19 protein-coding genes and 1 riboswitch are annotated in these 20229 nt (G+C 70.9%); of the genes, 13 read left to right on the forward strand and 6 right to left on the reverse strand.

The genetic code is table 11. The annotated features are described in order from the left end of the window. The first annotated feature begins 60 nt into the window (after nt 1-60). From ACIRRY_RS03660 to ACIRRY_RS03710, 11 genes are all read left to right on the forward strand, one after another. Complete coding sequence (locus ACIRRY_RS03660; RefSeq protein WP_317880146.1) at nt 61-174, forward strand: putative leader peptide; 114 nt, start codon at nt 61-63, stop codon at nt 172-174. 66 nt (nt 175-240) lie between these two features. Further along, entirely contained in the window at nt 241-1125 is an 885-nt protein-coding gene (locus ACIRRY_RS03665; RefSeq protein ID WP_403967486.1) for a glutathione S-transferase C-terminal domain-containing protein, read from the forward strand. Nucleotides 1126-1202: 77 nt separating this feature from the next. Then, nucleotides 1203-1311, forward strand: a riboswitch (SAM riboswitch). A 358-nt stretch (nt 1312-1669) separates the two neighbouring features. After that, nucleotides 1670-2650: an amino acid ABC transporter permease gene (locus ACIRRY_RS03670; protein ID WP_403967488.1), complete on the forward strand. Its 981-nt coding sequence runs from the start codon at nt 1670-1672 to the stop codon at nt 2648-2650. Then, nucleotides 2647-3444 (forward strand): amino acid ABC transporter ATP-binding protein, encoded by a 798-nt coding sequence (locus ACIRRY_RS03675; protein WP_403967490.1) that lies wholly within the window; start codon nt 2647-2649, stop codon nt 3442-3444. The genes ACIRRY_RS03670 and ACIRRY_RS03675 overlap by 4 nt, the downstream gene beginning before the upstream one ends. A 53-nt stretch (nt 3445-3497) precedes the next feature. Further along, a complete protein-coding gene (locus ACIRRY_RS03680) occupies nt 3498-4526 on the forward strand; it encodes an ABC transporter substrate-binding protein (RefSeq protein WP_403967492.1) in 1029 nt (342 codons plus the stop codon). Nucleotides 4527-4605: 79 nt separating this feature from the next. Beyond that, the gene (locus tag ACIRRY_RS03685; RefSeq protein WP_403967494.1) at nt 4606-5343 is read left to right on the forward strand and encodes a GNAT family N-acetyltransferase; all 738 of its coding nucleotides are present in this window, start codon (nt 4606-4608) and stop codon (nt 5341-5343) included. A 250-nt stretch (nt 5344-5593) separates the two neighbouring features. Further along, entirely contained in the window at nt 5594-6814 is a 1221-nt protein-coding gene (locus ACIRRY_RS03690) for an LLM class flavin-dependent oxidoreductase (RefSeq protein WP_403967496.1), read from the forward strand. An 18-nt stretch (nt 6815-6832) separates the two neighbouring features. After that, the gene (locus ACIRRY_RS03695; protein ID WP_403967498.1) at nt 6833-8206 is read left to right on the forward strand and encodes an NtaA/DmoA family FMN-dependent monooxygenase; all 1374 of its coding nucleotides are present in this window, start codon (nt 6833-6835) and stop codon (nt 8204-8206) included. Further along, the gene (locus ACIRRY_RS03700) at nt 8203-9294 is read left to right on the forward strand and encodes an LLM class flavin-dependent oxidoreductase (RefSeq protein WP_403967500.1); all 1092 of its coding nucleotides are present in this window, start codon (nt 8203-8205) and stop codon (nt 9292-9294) included. The genes ACIRRY_RS03695 and ACIRRY_RS03700 overlap by 4 nt, the downstream gene beginning before the upstream one ends. Then, nucleotides 9287-10423 (forward strand): LLM class flavin-dependent oxidoreductase, encoded by a 1137-nt coding sequence (locus ACIRRY_RS03705; protein WP_403967502.1) that lies wholly within the window; start codon nt 9287-9289, stop codon nt 10421-10423. The genes ACIRRY_RS03700 and ACIRRY_RS03705 overlap by 8 nt, the downstream gene beginning before the upstream one ends. 61 nt (nt 10424-10484) lie before the next feature. Next, entirely contained in the window at nt 10485-10934 is a 450-nt protein-coding gene (locus tag ACIRRY_RS03710) for a GNAT family N-acetyltransferase (protein ID WP_403967504.1), read from the forward strand. On the opposite strand, the gene ACIRRY_RS03715 is transcribed toward ACIRRY_RS03710, so the two are convergent. The 5 genes from ACIRRY_RS03715 to ACIRRY_RS03735 all read right to left on the reverse strand — a co-directional run bounded on the left by ACIRRY_RS03715 (nt 10909) and on the right by ACIRRY_RS03735 (nt 15600). After that, nucleotides 10909-11997: a phosphotransferase enzyme family protein gene (locus ACIRRY_RS03715; protein WP_403967506.1), complete on the reverse strand. Its 1089-nt coding sequence runs from the start codon at nt 11995-11997 to the stop codon at nt 10909-10911. The two genes, ACIRRY_RS03710 and ACIRRY_RS03715, sit on opposite strands and share 26 nt — an antisense overlap. Continuing rightward, complete coding sequence (locus ACIRRY_RS03720) at nt 11994-12755, reverse strand: ABC transporter ATP-binding protein (protein ID WP_403967508.1); 762 nt, start codon at nt 12753-12755, stop codon at nt 11994-11996. The genes ACIRRY_RS03715 and ACIRRY_RS03720 overlap by 4 nt, the downstream gene beginning before the upstream one ends. Continuing rightward, on the reverse strand, nt 12752-13525 hold the full coding sequence (locus ACIRRY_RS03725) for an ABC transporter permease (protein ID WP_403967510.1): 774 nt from the start codon (nt 13523-13525) through the stop codon (nt 12752-12754). Before ACIRRY_RS03725 ends, ACIRRY_RS03720 begins: the two co-directional genes overlap by 4 nt. After that, nucleotides 13522-14550 (reverse strand): ABC transporter substrate-binding protein, encoded by a 1029-nt coding sequence (locus ACIRRY_RS03730; protein ID WP_403967512.1) that lies wholly within the window; start codon nt 14548-14550, stop codon nt 13522-13524. Before ACIRRY_RS03730 ends, ACIRRY_RS03725 begins: the two co-directional genes overlap by 4 nt. A 129-nt stretch (nt 14551-14679) precedes the next feature. Further along, nucleotides 14680-15600, reverse strand: a complete 921-nt coding sequence (locus ACIRRY_RS03735; protein ID WP_403967514.1) for an ABC transporter substrate-binding protein — start codon at nt 15598-15600, stop codon at nt 14680-14682. Between the two features lie 383 nt (nt 15601-15983). Between ACIRRY_RS03735 and ACIRRY_RS03740 the strand changes: the two genes are divergently transcribed. Then, nucleotides 15984-16868 carry a sulfurtransferase gene (locus ACIRRY_RS03740; RefSeq protein WP_403967516.1) on the forward strand — a complete coding sequence of 295 codons (885 nt, stop codon included), beginning with the start codon at nt 15984-15986 and terminating at the stop codon, nt 16866-16868. Nucleotides 16869-16988: 120 nt separating this feature from the next. Here the strand turns inward: ACIRRY_RS03740 and ACIRRY_RS03745 are convergent, their stop codons facing one another. Then, complete coding sequence (locus ACIRRY_RS03745) at nt 16989-18095, reverse strand: M12 family metallopeptidase (RefSeq protein WP_403967518.1); 1107 nt, start codon at nt 18093-18095, stop codon at nt 16989-16991. Between the two features lie 97 nt (nt 18096-18192). Between ACIRRY_RS03745 and ACIRRY_RS03750 the strand changes: the two genes are divergently transcribed. Beyond that, the gene (locus tag ACIRRY_RS03750; RefSeq protein ID WP_403967520.1) at nt 18193-20085 is read left to right on the forward strand and encodes a LuxR C-terminal-related transcriptional regulator; all 1893 of its coding nucleotides are present in this window, start codon (nt 18193-18195) and stop codon (nt 20083-20085) included. Nucleotides 20086-20229 lie beyond the last annotated feature (144 nt).

Below are 20229 nucleotides of genomic sequence, written 5' to 3' on the forward strand. Positions count from 1 at the left end.
ACCTCCGGCGGCACCGGATCGACACTCCAGTAGGGAATCCTAGTGAACAGGTAGGGAAACATGGGGCGCCTTGAGCCGGTCACCACCTCTCGCGTGGACCGTTCGCCCCTTCTGACCTCCCGCCGTCACATCGATCTGCTGCGGGTCTGCAGCGCCATGAGCCCACTGCGCTGAGCCCCTCCACCGCTCGACGACGCTTCCGCCGCGCGTACGTCCACGCGCCCGTACCCGGGGAGTCCCATGTCCAGCACGCCTCTCGCCGCCATCCCCTCGCCCCGGTCCACCCCCGCGTTCCGGGGCCGGATCGGCCGTGACGCGCGGAGCGGGCACTACGCCGTGCCGCGCCGCTACCGCCTCCATCTGTCCACCGCCTGCGCCGACGGCCTGCGCATCGCCGTCACCCACAGCCTGCTCGGCCTCGACGAGAGCTGTCCGGCCGTGTTCCTGTCCGCCGTACCCGACTGTCCGAGTGGTGGACACTCCGCACTGCGTCCGCTCTACGAGGCGAGCGCGCACCGCTACTCCGGACCGGCCACCGCGCCGGTCCTCAGCGACGACTGGTCCGGCCGGATCGTCAGCACCCACGCCCCCGACATCACGCGCGACCTCGCCCGGCACTTCGGCGAGGGCGGACCCCAGCTGTACCCGTGCGGCGCCGAGTCGGAGATCGAGGCCGTCGAGCGGCTCTGCGCACAGGGCATCGAGGACGCCGCGCAGCGCGCCGGCGCGGCCGGTGGCGAGCAGGAGGAGCACGAGGAGGCGCTCGGCCGACTGCTGGAGACGCTGGGTTCGCTGGACCGCTGGCTGGACGGCCGTGAGCACATGATCCGTGACGAACTCACCGCCGCCGACGTCGAGTTGTGGGTGTCACTGGTCCAACTCGACACCGTGCACCGCTACCACCTGGACGCCGCCGCCGTGCAGCGGATCGCCGACCACCCCCACCTGTGGGCCTACGCCCGCCGACTGGCCGCCCATCCTGCCTTCGGCACCCACCTCGACCTCGACGGCATCGCCCGCCGCCACCACGCCCGTTGCCGGGGCCTGGAGGCCGCCGGCGCCGCTGTCCAGATCCTGGACTGGGCAGCCCACGCGGCGGACGAAACGGGAGCTTGCCGCAGTTGAGCGCCGTCGACGCCGTCCGAGTGCTGGACAGGCATTGACATACGTTCGGACAATTGTCTTAACTTGCGACCTAGAACGGTCATGAGTGTCAGCGACAAGCCCTGGCTTGCTGACCGGCAACCCTCGCACGCGGTGGGGTGCCCCAGGTGACGACCGGACCGGATGACGTTTCGGTAAGCGCGCGGCCCCCAGCAGGGCCGGAACAGTGATGGGTGACGGACATGTACGCAGCTCTCCGGACGGCGACGCGCCGCTCCCCGGGCTGCGTACTGCCGTGCACGAACCCTCTCGTCGCCGACCGCGCCGTCGATCTGCTCCGCGTCAACAGCGCACTGTGTAGCACGTGTACCGCGCCGGGCTTCGCCCGCTGTCGAGGCTGACGACTTCCCCCAGTCCTCGCGTCCCGCGTTCCTGACGAACACCGCCCGTGCGGTGTGCCGTTGTCCGCCCAGTCCCCGGTCCCGTGCGTTTCCCACCGTGTGCGTCGCGCCAGCCACGCCCAGGTGTCGCGACCCGGGGTGTCCGACTTCCGCCGGAGCCCTCCATGACTGAACCCCCGGGAACCACCGTGTCCCTGGCCGACGCACCGTCTGCCGACGCCCCGTCAAAACCCCTGACAGCACAGCGAGTTCAGCCGCTGCGCCGGCCCGGCCGGTGGATCGTCACGCTGGTCGTGCTGGTGGTGGTCGCCCAGTTCATCCACGGACTGGTCACCAACTCCTTCTACCAGTGGGACCGCTTCGGCTACTGGTTCCTGCGCCCGACGATCCTCGACGGACTCGTCATCACCCTCGAAGTGGCGGCGCTCAGCGCGGTGTTGGGCCTCGTCGGAGGCATCCTGCTCGCCCTGGCCCGACTCTCCAAGAGCCCGGTACTACGCGCGGCGAGCTGGACCTATGTATGGGCCCTGCGCTCGATCCCGCTCATCGTGGTGCTGATCTTTCTCTACAACTTCAGCGCCCTGTACCAGACGCTGAGCATCGGCGTCCCCTTCGGCCCCGCCTTCTTCTCCTTCGACGAGTCGAAGCTCGCCACCGACATGGCCGTCGCCGTCGTCGGCCTCAGCCTCAACGAGGCGGCGTACGCGGCCGAAGTGGTCCGCGGCGGCATCCTCTCCGTCGACCAGGGCCAGCACGAGGCGGCCTCCGCCCTCGGCCTGCCGAAGAGCTACCAGTTCCGCAGGATCGTCTTCCCGCAGGCACTGCGCTCCATCACCCCGAACTACGTCAACCAGCTGATCGGCCTGATCAAGAGCACCTCGCTGGTCTTCTACGTCTCGCTGCTCGACCTGTTCGGCTCCGCGCAGACGATGGGCTCGACCTACCCCGGCGACATCGTGCCGCTACTCCTGGTCGTCACCGTCTGGTACCTGATCCTGACCAGCGTCGTGTCCGTCATCCAGTTCTACGTCGAACGGCACTACGCCCGGGGCGCCACCCGCAACCTGCCGCCCACCCCGATCCAGAAACTCCGCGCCGGTGTCACCGATCTGCGGGCCCGCATCCGCAGGGAGACCGCGATATGACCGCGAAGACCGCCGAACCGCTCGCGGACATCACACCCGCCGCCGTAGAAGTGCACGACGTGCACAAGTGGTACGGCGCCCACCGGGTCCTGGACGGCGTCGACCTGACCGTGCGGCCCGGCGAGGTCACCGTGATCCTCGGCCCGTCCGGCTCCGGCAAGTCCACGCTGCTGCGGGTCATCAACCACCTGGAGAAGCCCGAGATCGGCTACGTCAGCGTCAACGGCGAACTGATCGGAGTGAAGCAACAGGGCGGACGGCTCAAAGAGTTGAGCGAGCGCGCCATCCTCACCCAACGTGGCCGGATCGGGTTCGTCTTCCAGAACTTCAACCTCTTCCCGCACCTGACCGTCCTCGACAACGTGGCCGCGGCTCCCGTCGCCACCGGCAGGCTCGGCAAGCCCGAAGCCCTGGAACTGGCAAGGGAGTTGCTCGGCCGCGTCGGACTCGCCGAGAAGACCGGCGCCTACCCGAGGCAGCTCTCCGGCGGCCAGCAGCAGCGCGTCGCCATCGCGCGGGCCCTCGCCCTGCGCCCCGGCGTCATCCTCTTCGACGAGCCGACCTCCGCCCTCGACCCCGAACTCGTCGGCGAAGTCCTCGCCGTCATCAAGGACTTGGCGACCAGCGGCACCACCCTCGTCATCGTCACCCACGAGATCGGCTTCGCCCGCGAGGTCGCCGACCGGGTCGTCTTCATCGACGGCGGAAAGATCGTCGAGCAGGGCCCGCCGCACGAGGTCCTCGACAAACCACAGCACGAACGGACCAGGGACTTCCTCAGCAAGGTCCTCTGAGCCCCACCTCTTTCACCCTCATCAGTCCTTCAACACCGAGCCTAGGAACAGCCATGTCTCCCCTCAGCCTTCGCAGCAGACTCACTCGCGGACTCACCGCCGGCACCGTCGTCGCCTCCCTCGCGGGCGGGCTCGCCGCCTGCGGGGGAGACAGCGACGCGGCCACCACGTCGAGCAACGCCGCCTCCGGCACGGTCACGGTGGGCGCGCTCTCCCTCGGCGCCGCCAAGGAGACGACGCTCAAGGTCGCCGAAGTGAAGTCGATCAGCGCCGAGTTGCCCAAGGCGATCGCGAAGAGCGGCAAGCTGGAGATCGGCGTCGGCTTCCTGCCCGCCGGCTCCCCGCCGCTCGGCTACGTCGGCTCGGACCAGAAGACCCTCACCGGTTCGGAGACCGACATCGCCCGCCTGGTCGCGGCCGTCCTCGGTCTCAAGCCCGACCTGAAGAACTCCACGTGGGAGAACCTCTTCATCGGCCTCGACAGCGGCAAGGTCAATGTCGCCTTCTCCAACGTCACCGACACCGAGGAGCGCAAGGCGAAGTACGAGTTCGCCTCCTACCGCGAGGACAACCTCGGCTTCGCGGTGAAGGCCGACAACTCCTGGAACTTCGACGGCAACTACGAGAACCTCGCCGGCAAGACCGTCGCCGTGGGCGCCGGCACCAACCAGGAGCGGATCCTCCTGGAGTGGAAGAAGAAGCTGGCCGCCGAGGGCAAGAAGGCGCTCACCGTCAAGTACTTCCAGGACAACAACAGCACCTACCTCGCGCTGGCCTCCGGGAAGATCGACGCCTATCTCACCCCGAACCCGTCGGTCGCCTACCAGGTCTCCTCGACCAAGGGCACGGCCAAGGCGGTCCGCAACGCGGGAACCTACTCCGGCGCCGGATCCTCCCTCCAGGGCCTGATCGCGGCCACCGCGAAGAAGGACAGCGGCCTCGCCAAGCCCCTCGCGGACGCCATCAACTACCTGATCAAGAAGGGCCAGTACGCCAAGTGGCTGGCCGCCTGGAACCTCTCCAACGAGGCCGTCGCCAAGTCCGAGGTCAACCCGCCCGGACTGCCCCTCAGCGACTCCTGACCCACCCTCTCGGCCAGGGGACCCCGCCGCTTCACGACGGGGTCCCCACCCGCGCGACCAGTACTGGAGCCGTCACCCGATGTCTTCCACCGCCAGTATCGACACCACCACCTCCCACATCCTGGACAACCCCGCATGGGCCGCGCTCACCGGCCCGCACGCCCACTTCGCCGAGCGCGTCGGCCGGGCCGCCCGCTACCCCGTCGACGTCGCCGGCTTCAACGCCATCACCGACAACGACGACCCACGCGCCTGGGCGGACCTGGCCACCCTCGTCGGTCCCGGCGGCTTTGCCGCGGTGCGCGGGGTGAGCGAGACCCCGGACGGCTGGGAGATCGTCCGTTCCGGACAGGGTGTCCAGCTCGTGGACACCGGGCTGCGCGCCGAGCCCGACCCCGAGGCCGTCCTCCTCGGCCCGGACGACGTCCCCGAGATCCTCGACCTGGTCGCCCGCACCGAACCCGGCCCCTACCTGCCCCGCACCGTCGAGCTGGGCACCTACCTCGGCATCCGCGAGGACGGCCGGCTCGTCGCGCTCGCCGGCGAACGCCTCCACCCGCCCGGCTGGACCGAGATCAGTGCCGTCTGCACCGACCCCGACCACCGCGGCCGGGGTCTGGCCACCCGCCTGGTCCGCGCCGTCGCGGCCGGCATCAAGGAACGCGGCGAGCACCCCTTCCTGCACGCGGCGGCCAACAACACCAACGCGATCCGCCTGTACGAGTCGATCGGCTTCACGCTGCGCGCCCGTACGGTTTTCTCGCTCGTCCGGCGCACCGGCCCGATCGCCGCCGCCGACCCGGAAGAAACGGCATAGCTGTGCCGTTGTCCCTTGTGAAGCCGGAAACCGTGGAGGTGGAGCACATGTGTGGCGCATCCGTCCTCCACGTGCGACTCACCACGCGGCAGCACATAGATCTGCTGCGCATCGCCGGCGCGCTCTGTCGCCCCTGACGCCTCCCCCAACCTTCGGCCGGGGGGACCCCCATTCGCTGCGCTCCCCAGCCGCCGTGCGCCCACTTCTGTGGGCCGGCGATCTCGTACGGACCTCCAGGAAGGCACCACTCGTGTCATTGACCTCCCCTTCACCCCTGCATCTCGCCGTCGCCCTCGACGGCACCGGCTGGCACCCGGCCTCCTGGCGCGAGCCGGTGGCCCGGCCCCGGGACCTGTTCAGCGCCGCGTACTGGGCCGACCAGGTCGCCGAGGCGGAGCGCGGTCTGCTCGACTTCGTGACCTTCGAGGACGGCCTCGGCCTCCAGTCCTCGCAGTACGGCGAGCTGGACGGCCGCACCGACCAGGTCCGCGGCCGCCTCGACGCCGTACTCGTCGCGGCCCGTATCGCACCGCTCACCAGCCACATAGGCCTGGTCCCGACGGTGGTGTCCACGCACACAGAGCCGTTCCACATATCCAAGGCGATCGCCACCCTCGACTACGTCAGCACCGGCCGCGCCGGTGTCCGGGTGCAGCTCTCCGCCCGGCCGCACGAGGCCGACCACTTCGGCCGCCGCACCTTCGAGCCGATCAGCCTGGAGAGCCTGCGGACCCCGGCCGGACAGCAGCGGCTCGCCGAGCACTTCGACGAGGCCGCCGACTACATCGAGGTCGTGCGCCGCCTCTGGGACAGCTGGGAGGACGACGCCGAGATCCGGGACATCGCAACCGGCCGCTTCGTCGACCGCGACAAGCTGCACTACATCGACTTCGAGGGCCGGCACTTCAGCGTCAAGGGCCCCGCCATCACCCCCCGGCCGCCGCAGGGCCAGCCGGTCGTCAGCTCCCTGGCCCACCAGACGATCCCGTACCGGCTGGTGGCTCGTGCCACCGACATCGGCTACGTCACCCCGCACGACACCGACGACGCGCGGGCCATCGTCGCGGAGATCCGCGCCGAGCAGCAGGCCGCCGGACGCGCCGACGAGCCGCTGCACATCTTCGGCGACCTGGTGGTCTTCCTCGACGACGACGAGGCCACGGCGGTCGCCCGCCGCGAGCGCCTCGACGCCCTCGCGGGGGAGCCGTACATCAGCGACGCCCGGATCTTCGCCGGTACGCCCGCCCAACTCGCCGACCTGCTCCAGGAGTTGCAGTCGGCAGGGCTGACCGGCTTCCGGCTGCGGCCCGCCGTCGCCGGACACGACCTCCCGGCGATCACCCAGGGCCTGGTCCCCGAACTCCAGCGCCGGGACGCCTTCCGCCGCGCCTACGAGGCCGACACCCTGCGCGGACTGCTGGGGCTCGCCCGCCCCGCCAACCGCTACGCCGCTGCCGCAGCCACCGCCTGAGCCGGAGGACCGTACGACATGAGCAAGCCCCTGAAGCAGATCCACCTGGCCGCCCACTTCCCCGGTGTCAACAACACCACCGTGTGGAGCGACCCCGCGGCCGGCAGCCACATCGAGTTCAGCTCCTTCGCGCACTTCGCGAAGACCGCCGAACGCGCCAAGTTCGACTTCCTCTTCCTCGCCGAAGGCCTGCGGCTGCGTGAACAGGGCGGAAAGATCTACGACTTGGACGTGGTCGGCCGCCCCGACACCTTCACGATCCTCGCCGCGCTCGCCGCCGTCACCGAGCACCTCGGCCTGACCGGCACCATCAACTCCACCTTCAACGAGCCCTACGAGGTGGCCCGCCAGTTCGCCAGCCTCGACCACCTCTCCGGCGGTCGCGCGGCCTGGAACGTCGTCACCTCCTGGGACGCGTTCACCGGCGAGAACTTCCGCCGCGGCGGCTTCCTTCCGCAGGACGAGCGCTACTCCCGGGCCAAGGAGTTCCTCGCCACCACCAACGAACTCTTCGACTCCTGGCACGGCGACGAGATCCTCGCCGACCAGGCGAGCGGCACCTTCCTGACCGACGCCAAGGCCGGAGCCTTCGTCCACCAGGGCCACCACTTCGACATCCAGGGCCAGTTCAACGTCCCGCGCTCCCCGCAGGGCCGCCCGGTGATCTTCCAGGCGGGCGACTCCGACGAGGGCCGCGAGTTCGCCGCGGCCGGTGCCGACGCCATCTTCAGCCGCTACAGCACCCTCGACGAGGGCCAGGCCTTCTACACCGACGTCAAGTCCCGCCTCGCCAAGTACGGCCGCAGGTCGGACCAGTTGCTGATCCTCCCGGCCGCGACCTTCGTGCTCGGCGACACCGACGCCGAGGCGGAAGACCTCGCGAAGGAGGTGCGCCGCCAGCAGGTCAGCGGCGCCACGGCCCTCAAGCACCTGGAGTTCGTCTGGAACCGGGACCTGTCCTCCTACGACCCGGACGGCCCGCTGCCCGACATCGACCCGGACGTCAGCGAGAACCACATCTCCAAGGGCCGCGCCCAAGTCCGCATGTACCGCGACCCGTTGGCCACCGCGCGCGAGTGGCGCGAGCGGGCCGCCGCCAACAACTGGTCCATCCGCGACCTGGTCATCGAGACCGGAAACCGGCAGGCCTTCATCGGCTCCCCGTCGACGGTCGCGAAGACCATCAACGACTTCGTGCAGGCCGACGCCAGCGACGGCTTCATCCTCGTCCCGCACATCACGCCGACCGGCCTCGACCCCTTCGCCGACAAGGTGGTCCCGCTGCTCCAGGAACAGGGCGTCTTCCGCACCGAGTACGAGGGCCCGACCCTCCGCGACCACCTCGGCCTCACCCACCCCGACGAGGTGCGCGAGGAACGGGCGGCATCGTGAAGTTCCTCGCGATCACCCTCATCGTCCACCGCCCCGACCCGATCACGGGCGTACAGAAGTCGACCCACGAACGCTTCCGCGAGGTCCTCGACAACGCCCTGGTCGCCGAGGAGTTGGGCTTCGACGGCTTCGGCGTGGGGGAGCGGCACGAGCGCCCCTTCATCTCCTCCTCGCCCACCGTCGTCCTCAGCCACGTCGCCGCGCTCACCCGCCGCATCCGCCTCTTCACGGCGGTCACCACGCTGAGCCTCCTCGACCCGGTCCGGGCCTACGAGGACTACGCCACGCTCGACCACCTCTCCGGCGGACGCCTGGACCTGATCATCGGCAAGGGCAACGGCACGGCCCAGCGCGAGCTGTTCCACGTCACACCCGAGGACCAGTGGGAGCGCAACGCCGAGAGCTACGAGGTGTTCCGGCAGCTCTGGCGGCAGGACAGGACGACGGCGAAGACCCGCTTCCGCCCGGAGCTGAAGGACGCGGAGGTGTGGCCGAGGCCGTACCAGCAGCCGATCCGCGTCTGGCACGGCAGCGCGACGAGCAAGGAGAGCGTCGACCTGGCCGCCCGCTACGGCGACCCGCTGTTCTCCGCCAACGTCACCAACCCCATAGAGCCCTATGCCGAGTTGATCCGCTACTACCGGGAACGCTGGGAGTACTACGGCCACGACCCGGCGGACATCGCGGTGGGCGCGGGCACGGCCGGCCTCTACGTCGCTCCCACGACCCAGGAGGCGCTGACCGCCTACCGCCCGATCTTCGAGAGCAACCTCGCCTTCCAGAAGCAGGTGGGCCTGCCCATAGTCTTCGAGACCCTGGAGGACTACGTCGAGCGCAGCTCCGCGCTGATCGGCAGCCCGCAGCAGATCATCGACAAGGTGCACCGCTACCACGAACAGTTCGGTCACACGGTGCTGCATCTGCACGCGGACGCCAGCGGCTTGACGGACCGTCAGCACCGGGACTCGCTGGAGCTGTTCGGGGCGGCGGTGGCACCAGTGCTGCGCAAGGACATCCCGGACCCGCCGTTCGCCTGGGGCCCGGTACTGCCGGAGGCGTCCACCGCTGAGGAGCCCGCGCATGCCTGACATCCCTCTTGGCGTCCTCGACCTGGTCCCGATCTCCTCCGGCTCCACCGCACCCGAAGCCCTGCGCAACTCCATCCAACTCGCCCAGCGGGCCGAGGAGTTCGGCTACGCCCGCTACTGGTTCGCCGAGCACCACCTCAACCCGGGCGTCGCGGGCACGTCCCCCGCGGTCGTCCTGGCGCTCACGGCTTCCGCGACCTCCACGATCCGGCTCGGCTCCGGCGCCGTCCAACTCGGCCACCGCACCGCGCTGTCCACGGTCGAGGAGTTCGGCCTGATCGACGCGCTGCACCCCGGCCGCTTCGACCTGGGCCTGGGCCGCTCCGGCGGCAGACCGTCGCCACCGCTCCCGTCGGCGACCCCGGTCGTGGACGGCCGGGCTCCCAACGGGCTGCGCATCCCGCCCCGTTTCTCCTTCGAGTTCCTCCTCGGCTCGCCCAGGATCGCTCTCCAGCGCAAGCTGCTCCTGCTGCCCAACGCCGAGTCCCAGGAGTACGGCGAGCAGATCGACGACGTCCTCGCGCTGCTGGCCGGCACCTACCGGTCTCCGGACGGCGTCGAAGCGCACGTCGTCCCCGGCGAGGGCGCCGACGTGGAGGTGTGGATCCTGGGCAGCAGCGGGGGCACCAGCGCGGAGGTCGCGGGCCGCAACGGACTGCGCTTCGCGGCGAATTACCACGTCAGCCCCGCCACCGTCCTTGAGGCGGCGGACGGTTACCGTGCCGCGTTCCAGCCCTCCGACGTCCTCGACAAGCCGTACGTCAGCGTCTCGGCGGACGTCGTCGTCGCCGAGGACGACGAGACCGCCCGCGAACTCGCCACCGGCTACGGCCTGTGGGTGCGCTCCATCCGCACGGCGCGGGGCGCCATCCAGTTCCCGACCCCCGACGAGGCACGCGCCCACGTGTGGACCGACGAGGACCGCGCGCTGGTCCAGGACCGCGTCGACACCCAGTTCGTCGGCTCACCCGGCCGGGTCGCCGACCAACTGGAACAACTCCAAGAGGCAGCGGGCGCCGACGAGTTGCTCATCACCACCATCACCCACGACCACACGGACCGAGTGCGCTCGTACGAACTGCTCGCCCAGGAATGGAGCCGACGGGGTCACTCCTCACCGGCGAGCTGATGCGCGGAGGCATTCGATCATGGCGCGGGGAGTCGGACCGCCCTGTGCCATGATCGATGCCATGGCCGTCCGTATCGAACCCGCCGATGTCACCGACCTTCACCAGGTCCTGGGGGACCACGCACGCTACTGGGGAGAGCGTGACCTCCGCGCACTCCATCTCACGGCGCTGGTGCAGGAGTTCGGGTCCACCTGTCTGGTCGCCCGTGCCGACGACGGCATCCGTGGATACCTCTTCGGGTTCGTCACGCCGGACCACACCGGATACGTGCACCTCGTGGCGACCCGGGACGACGCACGCGGTACCGGTCTCGGCCGCAGCCTGTACGCGGCCTTCGTCGAGGCCGCCGGACGGCAGGGCGCGGTCCGCCTCAAGGCCATCACCTCGGTCACCAACGAGGGTTCGATCGCCTTCCACCGCACCCTCGGTTTCGACGCGCGGGTCGTGGAGGACTACGACGGTCCTGGCCGACCCCGCGTCGTCTTCACCCGCGAACTGCTGCCCCGCTGACGCGGCCGCACAGGTCCAGCAGTCGCCGTCCGCCCTCCCCGGCGAACCACTCCGCGTGCCCCACGTAGTACTCGTACGCCAGCCGGGTGTTCTCCGCCGACCGCGTCACACCGTGGAAGTAACCCAGCTCGGAGAGCGCGAACTCGGCGTGGACCAGGGGGAGTAGCGCGGGGAGAGCCTTCGACTCGGCCGGGCTGAGCGGGCGTACGGACTGGTAGCCGGCGAGGAGTGCGACCGCGTCCGCCTCGCGGACCGGGAAACCGGGCTGGAGCCACTGGACCGTGTTGCGTTCGATGGCCGTGGCGAGGTCGTGCACGGCTGTCGTGCGGTCGCTCATGCCGAAGTCGAGGGCCGTGGCGACCGAACCGTCCTCGTTCCAGAGGAGGTTGGAGGCGTGCCAGTCGTTGTGGGTCCACAGGGGGTCCAACCCCCCGAGGTGCGGGGCCAGTTCCTCGTACAGGGGGAGCAGCACGCGCTCTGTGTCCTCCCGCCACGGGAACTCCGCCAGCCCCTTTGCCAGTTGGGGGCGCTCGGCCACGTACCGCTCCAGCTCCGCCCGCGGATCTGCCGAGGCGAACACCGTGAACGACGCCACCAGCGGCTGTACTTGGCGGCGCGGGGCGTCGAAGCCCTCGGCGGCCAGGTGCAGGCGGGCCAGCGCCTCGCCGGCCGCGCGCGCGTGGGCGGAGGTGCGGAACGGGGACCAGGACAGGGCGTCGCGGTAGAGGTCCGTGCCCGCGCCGGTCGAGTGCACCTCGTAGGACCACTCACCGCGCGTCGCCGCGTCCAGCACCTCGACCACCGGGGCGCCGTGCCGCCGTAGATGCCGTAGGAAGGTGTGTTCCTCGGTCAGGCCCTCGATCGTGCGGACGGAGGTGTGGTGGCGTTTCACGAACAGGTGGCGTTCGTCCCGTTCCACCACGGCCGCCGCCGACAGGGGGCGGGGGCTGCGCCAGACCACCCGGGCCGGGCCCACGATGTCCGTGACCTCGGTGTCCGTCAGGGGTGGCCAGTCGGGCTCGACCGGGTCGGTGCCCAGGCCGTGGGCTTGGTGGGAACTCACGCTGTCTTCACCGCCGTTGTGCCGCGCAGGGCGTCCAGGACGCGGCGCTCGGTCGACGCGAAGTCCGGGTTCGTGAAGTCGTCCGCGCCGCGCGGACGGGCCAGCGGGACCTCGACGCGGTCGACGATCGTGGCCGGGCGGGGGGACAGGACGTGGACCGTGTCCGCGAGCAGGACCGCCTCGCGGATGTCGTGGGTGACCAGGACGACGGTCCAGCGGTGGCGTTGCCACATGCCCGCCAGCCACAACTGCATCTCGGTACGGGTGAGGGAGTCGAGCGCGCCGAACGGCTCGTCGAGCAGGAGGACCGGACGCTCCAGGACCACCGTGCGCAGCAGGGCCGCGCGTTGCCGCATACCGCCGCTGAGTTGGGCCGGGTACGCCTTCTGGAAGCCGTCGAGGCCGAAGTCGGAGAACAGGGCGTCGGCCCGCTGCCGCGCCTCCTTCTTCCTTACTCCCTGCGCCTCCAGGCCCAGCGCCGTGTTGTCGAGCACGGTCCGCCAGGGGAAGAGGAGGTCTTTCTGTGGCATGTAGGCGACCTTGCCGGACTCCACTCCGGCCGGTTCGCCCTCCACCAGTACCTGGCCGGACGTGGGGCGGTCGAGGCCGGAGACCAGGTTGAACAACGTGCTCTTGCCGCTGCCGCTCGGGCCGATGACGGCCGCGAACTCGCCAGGTTCGACAGTGAGTTGGAGGTCTCGCAGCACCTCCAACTGCCCGAAGGACTTGCCGACGCCCTCGATGCGCAGACTGCTCATGACGACCTGTCCTCCTTCAACGCCCGTTCCCACGGGAGTACCAGCCGTTGCAGCAGATAGGTCGCCCCGAACAAGGCGATGCTCAGCGCGGCCGTCACCGCGACCGCCGCGAACACCAGGTCAGTGCGGAACGCGCTCTTCTGCGCCTGCATATAGATCCCGAGGCCCGCCTCCGCGCCCGCGTACTCCGCGAACACGGCGCCGACGACGGCGTAGGTGATGCTCACGCGCAGCCCGGCGAAGAAGTACGGCATCGCGCTCGGCACCCGGACCAGCCGGAAAGTCCGCCAGCGTCCCGCACCGAGCGAGCGCAGCAGCCGCATGGCCTCGCGGTCGGTCGCCGCGAAGCCCGCAGCGAGGTTCGCGGCGAGTGGGAAGAACGTCGTGAGGGTCACCACCAGCATCTTCGGCAGCAGTCCGAAGCCGAACCAGATGATCAGCAGGGGAGCGACGGCCACGATCGGGATGGTCTGCGAGGCGACGAGCAGCGGGTACAGACCCCGGCGGGCCGCCGAGGAGAAGTCGAGGAGCACGGCGACCAGCCAGGCCGCCGTGAACGACAGCGCGAAGCCGAGCAGCGTCTCCTGGAGGGTGGGGAGTGTCTGGTCCCACAGGTCCTGGCAGTTCAACCAGCCCTGCTCCACGACCCGGGCGGGGGAGGGGAGCGTCGTCGGATCGACGCCTGCGGCGGTGACGTAGAGCTGCCAGCCGCCGAGGAGCACGGTCAGGACGAGGAGCGGCGGCCACAACGACCGCAGCAGCGGCCTCACTTGGCGTCCGGGAGATACGCGTTGGTGAAGAACGTCGACGCCTTCGGGGCGGACGTGAGCTTCTTGCCGTTGGCGTCGACCAGCAGGCCCGCCTTGTACTCGAAGTCCGCGAAGGCCTGCCAGCGCGCCGCGCTCTGGGTGCCGATCGAACCGTCCGCGCCCTTGTAGTACTCCTTGGCCAGCAGCGCCTCGCTCTCCTGCACCAGCTTGGTGTTGGTGAGGACACTCTTGTTGGCGGAGATCAGCAAGTCGGCTGCCTGGGAGGGGTGCTCGGCGGCGTAGCGGTAGCCCTTGTCGACGGCCGCGAGGAACTTCTTCGCGGTCTCCGGGTTCTTCTTCAGGAACTGGTCCGAGGACGCGACGAGGGTCGAGTAGATCGCCGGGAAGCCGTAGTCGGAGAGCTGGAAGTTCTTCAGCGGCTTGCCGCTCAGCTCGGCCTCCAGGCCCTCCCAGGTCGGCATCGGCATCGCGAAGTCCGCCTTGCCCGCGTAAAGCGCCGCGTACGCCGAGGTGTTGAGGGTGACCTGCTTGAAGTCGCCCTTGCCGCCCGCGTTCTGGATCACCTTCTGGAGCAGCGGCTTCTCGTACGGGGCGCCGAAACCGGCGTACGTCTTCCCGTCCAGATCCTTCGGCGAGGTGATGTCGGTCCGGTCGGCGCGTACGGCGATCGTCACGTCCGTCTTCTGTGTCACCGCGTAGACGGAGGTGATGTCCTGGCCGGCCGCCCGGGCGGTGGTGATCCCCTCCTGGTAGGAGATGCCGAAGTCCGCCTTGTGGTTGGCGATCAGGGTCTCGGGCGCGGTCGAGCCGTACGGCACGATCTTCACGTTGATCCCGGCGGCCTTGAACCAGCCCTTGGCCTGGGCGACGTAGATCCCGGTGTGGTTGGTGTTGGGCGTCCAGTCCAGGGCGAGGGTGACGGTCGTGGTGCCGTCCTTCGCGGCGGCCGTGGAGTCGGCGGAGCAGCCGGTGACGGCGAGGAGGGCGGAAGCGGCTATGGCGGTCAGGGCGGTACGGCGCTGCATGTCGGGTCCTTCGAGGGGTGGGAGGGCTGGCGGGTCGGTCCGGTCAGGGCCGACACAGTGCGCTGCCCACCCGCATGAAGTCGACGGCCAGACGCCGGGTCAGCGTCCGCGCCTGGCAGGCCAGGGCTCTCATGTGGCCACGTCCAGCAGACCGTTGGTGAACGACTTGGCCCAGTCACGGTCGTCCGGGAGCGCGCCGTTCTCGGCGAGCCAGTGCGCGTACGGACCCATCCGGCCCTCGTCGATGACACCCCAACGGCCGTCCGCGTCCGTCCAGGTGGGCGCGATCAGCGCCAGGGAACGGGCGATCAGCGGGCGCGGGAAGTACGGGATGACCCGCTCCAGCAACTCCAGTGTGGCGTCGGCCTCTTGGGCGGCGGCCGTGTAGCCGCGGGCCGTGACGGCGAGGAAGTCCCGTACGAGAGTGGGGTGTTGGTCGAGCAGGGTCTCGCTCGTGCCGAGCAGATAGCTGTGATAGCTCGGGGCGCCGATCTCGTCGACCGGCCAGGTCAGCCGCTGCTCCTCGGGAAGATCGCCGCGCAGCGCGTCCCAGGACCAGTAGTTGCCGAAGGTCGCGTCCGCCTCGCCCGCCACGATGTCGTCCACGGTCAGCTCACGCGCGCCGGCGTCCACGCCGATCACGGCGTCCGGGTCGCCGCCGTCGGCGGCCACCAGATGGCGCACCATGGCCCGGCCGCGCGGTGTCGGGTTGAAGGCGATCCGGCGGCCGGCCAGCTCGCGGGGGCGGGTGATGCCCGTCGAGGTGGTGGTCTGGATCGCCTCCAGGCCCCGGTGGTTGATCGCGGCCACGGCGATCAACGGCTGGCCGTGCTCCGCGCGCCGGGCCAGCAGCCGGTTCGGCGGGAAGATCCCGAAGTCCACCTCGCCGCGCGCCAGATATTCGAGGGTGTCCCCGCGTCCCGGATCCTGGACCACCAGCTCGACGTCAAGACCGGCCTCGGCGTACCAGCGGCGGGCGCGGGCCACGTACAGACCGGCTGAATTCGGCCACGGGTGGAAATAGTCGAGCATGACCCGTATGTGCGGCATGGGGGTACTCCGGGAGGTGCGCAGGCGTGACGGCGCCTGAAGGAAGGGAGGGGGTGCGCGGAGGTGGTGGATCAGTACAGGCGACAACAACAGGAGCGGCGCGCCGGGGAGTTGACCACCGGGTACTGGGGCTCGACTGGTGCAGACACGTGGACTCCTACGCGGGCGCTGAGGCGCGAGTGGTGCGGTCGGCGTCCCCATGGGGGCCGGACTCTCGACGAGCCGGTCCCAGACGCCCTCTCAGCCCAACCGGGTAGGGGCTCCCGCGTAGATGGCCGAACGATAACCGGACTACCCGGATTCTGTGCAAGCGCGGTCCGGAATGTGGGACGGGTGTGCCCGAGGGGTGAGACGCCCAGGTCGCGGGCGTACGATCGGCGGCCATGACCACCTCCCTGCTGCCCGGCCCGCTGGTCGACGACACCTGGCTCGCCGCACGTCTCGACGATCCCCGGCTGGTCGTCCTCGACGCCACCACGCTCCTGCCCTCACCCCGCGAGGACGGCGACCACCGCTCCGCGAGCGGGCGCGGGACCTGGGCCGAACGGCATCTCCCCGGATCGCGGCACGCCGACCTGACCGGCGACCTCTCCGACCACGACGCGCCGTACCACTTCGCCGTGCCGTCCCCCGAGGCCCTCGCCGCCGCGCTGGCCGAGCTGGGTGTGGGGGAGGGCGTCGAGGTCGTCACGTACGACAGCGGCGGTGGCATCTGGGCGGCCCGCCTGTGGTGGATGCTCCGGGCGATCGGCGTCCCGGCGGCGGTCCTGGACGGCGGTCTCGAAGCGTGGGAGACGGCCGGCCGTCCGCTGGCCGCCGGGGTCGACGCCGACCCGGTGCCGGCCGACCGGCCCGTGACACCCGTCGTACGACCGGACCTGTGGGCCGGCATCGAGGACGTGGCCGCCATCAGCCGCGGCGAACGCCCCGGCACCCTCGTGTGCGCACTGCCCACCGGCGGCTACGACGGCTCCGCGCCCACCCGCTACAGCCGCCGCGGCCACATCCCCGCCAGCCGCAGCCTCCCGGGCCGGGGTCTCCTCGACGACTCCGGACACGTCCTGCGCCTCGAAGAACTCACGGCGCGGGTCGGCGCGGTCCTCGGCACCGAGGACTCACCGGTCGTCCTGTACTGCGGCGGCGGCATCTCGGCGGCGGGCGCCGCACTCGCGCTCACGCTGCTCGGCCGTACGGACGTGTCCGTCTACGACGGCTCACTGGAGGAGTGGTCCAAGGACCCTGTCAGGCCACTGGAGTTGGGGCCCTGAGCGGCCACCCCGGAAACGGCGTGGCCGCGGATGTCTCCCTCCCCCGAAGGCGACATCCGCGACCATTCCCCCGGCGCCGGACTGGTGGTCCGTTCGTCCGCGTGCGCTGTACACATGCTGTTACCAGCACATCACGGCGGTTTCCCCCGAACTCCACGTGGAGTACAGGCGCACACGGACGAAGTAGCGGCGGCCCTTGACGAGCCGGACCTTGAGTGTGGCGTTGTGGGGCGTTCCCCCGTCGTCCTGACCGGCGAGGAAGCGCGGTTCGCCGTCCCGTTCCTCGAAGGCCACGACGACGGTGTCGCTGTCCCCGAAGGTGCCGACGGCGTACTCGCGCGTCTGCGTCGGCTCGATGGCGAAGTCGGCCTGCTCGCCCGGTCCCAGGCGCAGCGGCGCCGACCGGAACGGCACCAGCTCGGCCGGCCGGGGAGGGCCGGCGGGCGGGTACCAGCGCAGGACGAACTCCTTGTCGGAGGGGGAGAGACTGCCGTGCGGGTGCAGACCCGTGCGGTACTCCTCCGGCTCCAGGATCAGTCCCGACGCGAACGGGTACTCCATGACCGACTGCGGGTCCCAGACGGAGCCGTTGACCTCGTCCGGGTCGAGCTTGCGCAGGATGTTGAAGAGCGTCCGGTCCCGGCTCCAGAAGTTCGGCGGGCCCGCCAGTTCGGCGTACACGGCCTCGTCGTCCCAGTGGATACCGGCGAACGGGCTCTGGTGCTCGTGCAGCAGACCCAGCGCGTGCCCGATCTCGTGCAGGGCCGTGCAGCGCTGCCCGGGCACGGTCAGGTCCCAGCCGAAGTTCATGGTGCGGTCGGACAGACCCACCGTGAGAGCGTCGCGGCCCACCGTCGACCAGGAGCCGTCACCGGGCTGGAACCCGATGCGCAGCTCCGCCTCCGACCGGTCGCCGACCTCGGCGAAGCCGAGCCCGATGCCGAGGCCCTGCCACTCACGGAAGCACTCGCGTACGACGTCCTGCTGCTCCTTGGCACCGCCCCACGGGACCCGCCGCATCTCGCCGGTCCCGGGGACCGGGATGACGGAGGTGTCGGCGGTAGCCGTGTTGTCGGGTGTGTCGGCGTCGAAGAAGTAGTAGTGCAGGACCGTGCCGTTGACCCACATCCGGCTGCCGCCGATGAGCGCACCGCGCCGCTCGGCGGCCAGTCCCGGTCGGAACTCCGGGGCCGGCTGCTGCGCGAGGGAGCAGTAGCGAGCGGTCATGCGACCAGACTGCCGCCGACCGTTCCCGGGCGCCTGAGTCGAGGGCTACTCAAGTCACCCTGTATCAAGGGTGAGTAGCCGGAGTCGTATCTGCGTGATGACTTTCGAACAGGACGCGAAGACCCTCGAACTGCCCTGGCCGTTCACCGGCCGGGAGGACGAACTCGAGCTCATTCGCGGCGCGTTGACGGCCGGCCGCCCCGGCATCGTGGTGACCGGCCCGGCCGGCCGGGGCAAGACCCGGCTGGTCACCGAGGCCGTCCGGGGCAGCGACTGCGCCAGGGTCACCGGGACCCCCGAGACGCGCGGGATCGCCTTCGCCGCGTTCGCGCACCTGCTCCCCGAGAGCGTCACCCTGCACCGCGCGGTCCAACTCCTGTCCGGCGTCCGGCTGTTGCTCGTCGACGACGCCCATCTGCTCGACGGCTCCTCGGCCGCCCTCGTCCACCAGCTCGCCGTGCACGGGCGGACCCGCCTGGTGGTCGTGGTGACCGACGGCGACCCGGTACCCGGTGCGGTGTCACGCCTGTGGACGGGCGAACTGCTGCCGCGCCTCGCGCTGGAGCCGCTGCCCCGGGAGGAGACGGCCCAGTTGCTGGCCCTGGGCGCCGGCGGCCCGCTCGAACCCCTCACCGTGAACCGCCTGTACGGCCTCTGCCAGGGCGATCTGCGACTGCTGCGCGACCTGTTCGGCGCGGTGCGCGAGCGCGGGCTGCTGACCCGGGCGACCGACTCCGACGAGTGGACCTGGCGCGGCCCGGTACCGGTCACCGCGACGGTCCGCGAACGCACCGCGCACGTCCTCGCCCGTACCGGCCCCGAGGAGCGCGAGAGCCTCGAACGCCTCGCGTTCGCCGAGCCGTTGGCAGCGCCCCTCGACGGTTTCGACCTCGACGTCCTCGAACGCCTGGAGACCGAGGCCCTGATCCGCGTCGACGACCAGGGCGCCGTCCGCCTCGCCCACCCGCTGCACGGCCCCGCGCTGCGCGCCGCGGCCGGCCGGCTCCGGGCCCGCCGGCTGGCCCGTACCCCGGACCAGTGCGCCCCGGCCCTCGCGGCCGAACGGGCCGCGCTGGCCGACCGCATCGACCGCACCGACGTACGCCCGCTGCCGACGCCCGTGGGGGAGTGGCTGGTGGCGGAGGACGCGCCCGTGCCGGTCGGGTACGCCGCCGTCCGCGCCCGGTTCGCGAGGCTGCGGGGTGAGCTGCGCGAGGCGGCGGCCTGGGCGCGGGAGGGACTGCGGGAGTCCCCGGGGCACCGGGTCTGCGGGGTCGAACTCGCCCTGGCCGCCGCCCAGTCGGGCGACGTACCGGCCACCGACGAGGCCTTGGCCCGCCCCGCGTCGGACGGCGTGGACGGCTGGCGCGCGGCGGCCCGGGGCGATGTGGAGGCGGCCCGCGAGACCGCGACCGACCGCTGGAGAGAGGGCGAGGACAGCCACGGCACCACCGCCGAGGACGGCAGGCCCGCCGCGTACGTCCTCTACGACGCCGTACGCCTCGGTGCTCCCGAACGGGTCGCCGGACGGCTCGCCCGGCTGCCCGGCGACGGGCCGGCCGTCCTCGCCCGGCACGCGGAGGCGCTGGTCGAGGGGGACGGGCCCGCGCTGGACCGGGTCGCGGGGGAGTTGGAGCAGCGCGGCTTCCTGCTCTTCGCGGCCGAGGCCCACGCCCAGGCCGTACGCGCACACCGCGACCCGCGCGCCGCCCGCATGTCCCGCACCCGCGCGGTCGCCCTCGCCCGCCGCTGCCAGGGCGCCCGCACCCCGGCCCTGTCGGGCCTGGTCCTCGGCGAACTCACCACCCGCCAGCGGCAGATCGTCACCCTCGCCGCAGCCGGCCTCAGCAACCGCCAGATCGCCGAACGCCTCACCCTCTCCGTGCGCACCGTCGGCAACCACCTCTACAGCGCCTACGCCCGCCTCGGCGCGAGCGACCGCGGCGCCCTGCCGTGGCTGGTGGAACTGCCGACGACGCAGTCGGCCTGAGCGGCGCGGACGGTCGTCGACCTTGCTCGCGCACCCGGCGGGATGGCCGATGTCCTGGCCCGCTCACCGGGCCGGACGGTCTGGGGCTTGGTTTGCCTGCCTGGCGGGACGGTCGGCGGCCTGGCTCGCTTGCCTACCCGGCGG

Source organism: Streptomyces sp. NPDC101776, from assembly GCF_044766845.1.
Classification (GTDB): Bacteria; Actinomycetota; Actinomycetes; order Streptomycetales; family Streptomycetaceae; genus Streptomyces.

Excerpts from the sequence above, each read along its gene's own strand:
- ACIRRY_RS03710 (WP_403967504.1), top strand. The coding sequence starts at position 10,485 with ATGGCCGTCCGTATCGAACCCGCCGATGTCACCGACCTTCACCAGGTC.
- ACIRRY_RS03670 (WP_403967488.1), top strand. The coding sequence starts at position 1,670 with ATGACTGAACCCCCGGGAACCACCGTGTCCCTGGCCGACGCACCGTCT.
- ACIRRY_RS03705 (WP_403967502.1), top strand. The coding sequence starts at position 9,287 with ATGCCTGACATCCCTCTTGGCGTCCTCGACCTGGTCCCGATCTCCTCC.
- ACIRRY_RS03735 (WP_403967514.1), bottom strand. The coding sequence starts at position 15,600 with ATGCCGCACATACGGGTCATGCTCGACTATTTCCACCCGTGGCCGAAT.
- ACIRRY_RS03675 (WP_403967490.1), top strand. The coding sequence starts at position 2,647 with ATGACCGCGAAGACCGCCGAACCGCTCGCGGACATCACACCCGCCGCC.
- ACIRRY_RS03665 (WP_403967486.1), top strand. The coding sequence starts at position 241 with ATGTCCAGCACGCCTCTCGCCGCCATCCCCTCGCCCCGGTCCACCCCC.
- ACIRRY_RS03740 (WP_403967516.1), top strand. The coding sequence starts at position 15,984 with ATGACCACCTCCCTGCTGCCCGGCCCGCTGGTCGACGACACCTGGCTC.
- ACIRRY_RS03730 (WP_403967512.1), bottom strand. The coding sequence starts at position 14,550 with ATGCAGCGCCGTACCGCCCTGACCGCCATAGCCGCTTCCGCCCTCCTC.
- ACIRRY_RS03680 (WP_403967492.1), top strand. The coding sequence starts at position 3,498 with ATGTCTCCCCTCAGCCTTCGCAGCAGACTCACTCGCGGACTCACCGCC.
- ACIRRY_RS03695 (WP_403967498.1), top strand. The coding sequence starts at position 6,833 with ATGAGCAAGCCCCTGAAGCAGATCCACCTGGCCGCCCACTTCCCCGGT.
- ACIRRY_RS03660 (WP_317880146.1), top strand. The coding sequence starts at position 61 with ATGGGGCGCCTTGAGCCGGTCACCACCTCTCGCGTGGACCGTTCGCCC.
- ACIRRY_RS03720 (WP_403967508.1), bottom strand. The coding sequence starts at position 12,755 with ATGAGCAGTCTGCGCATCGAGGGCGTCGGCAAGTCCTTCGGGCAGTTG.
- ACIRRY_RS03750 (WP_403967520.1), top strand. The coding sequence starts at position 18,193 with ATGACTTTCGAACAGGACGCGAAGACCCTCGAACTGCCCTGGCCGTTC.
- ACIRRY_RS03685 (WP_403967494.1), top strand. The coding sequence starts at position 4,606 with ATGTCTTCCACCGCCAGTATCGACACCACCACCTCCCACATCCTGGAC.
- ACIRRY_RS03745 (WP_403967518.1), bottom strand. The coding sequence starts at position 18,095 with ATGACCGCTCGCTACTGCTCCCTCGCGCAGCAGCCGGCCCCGGAGTTC.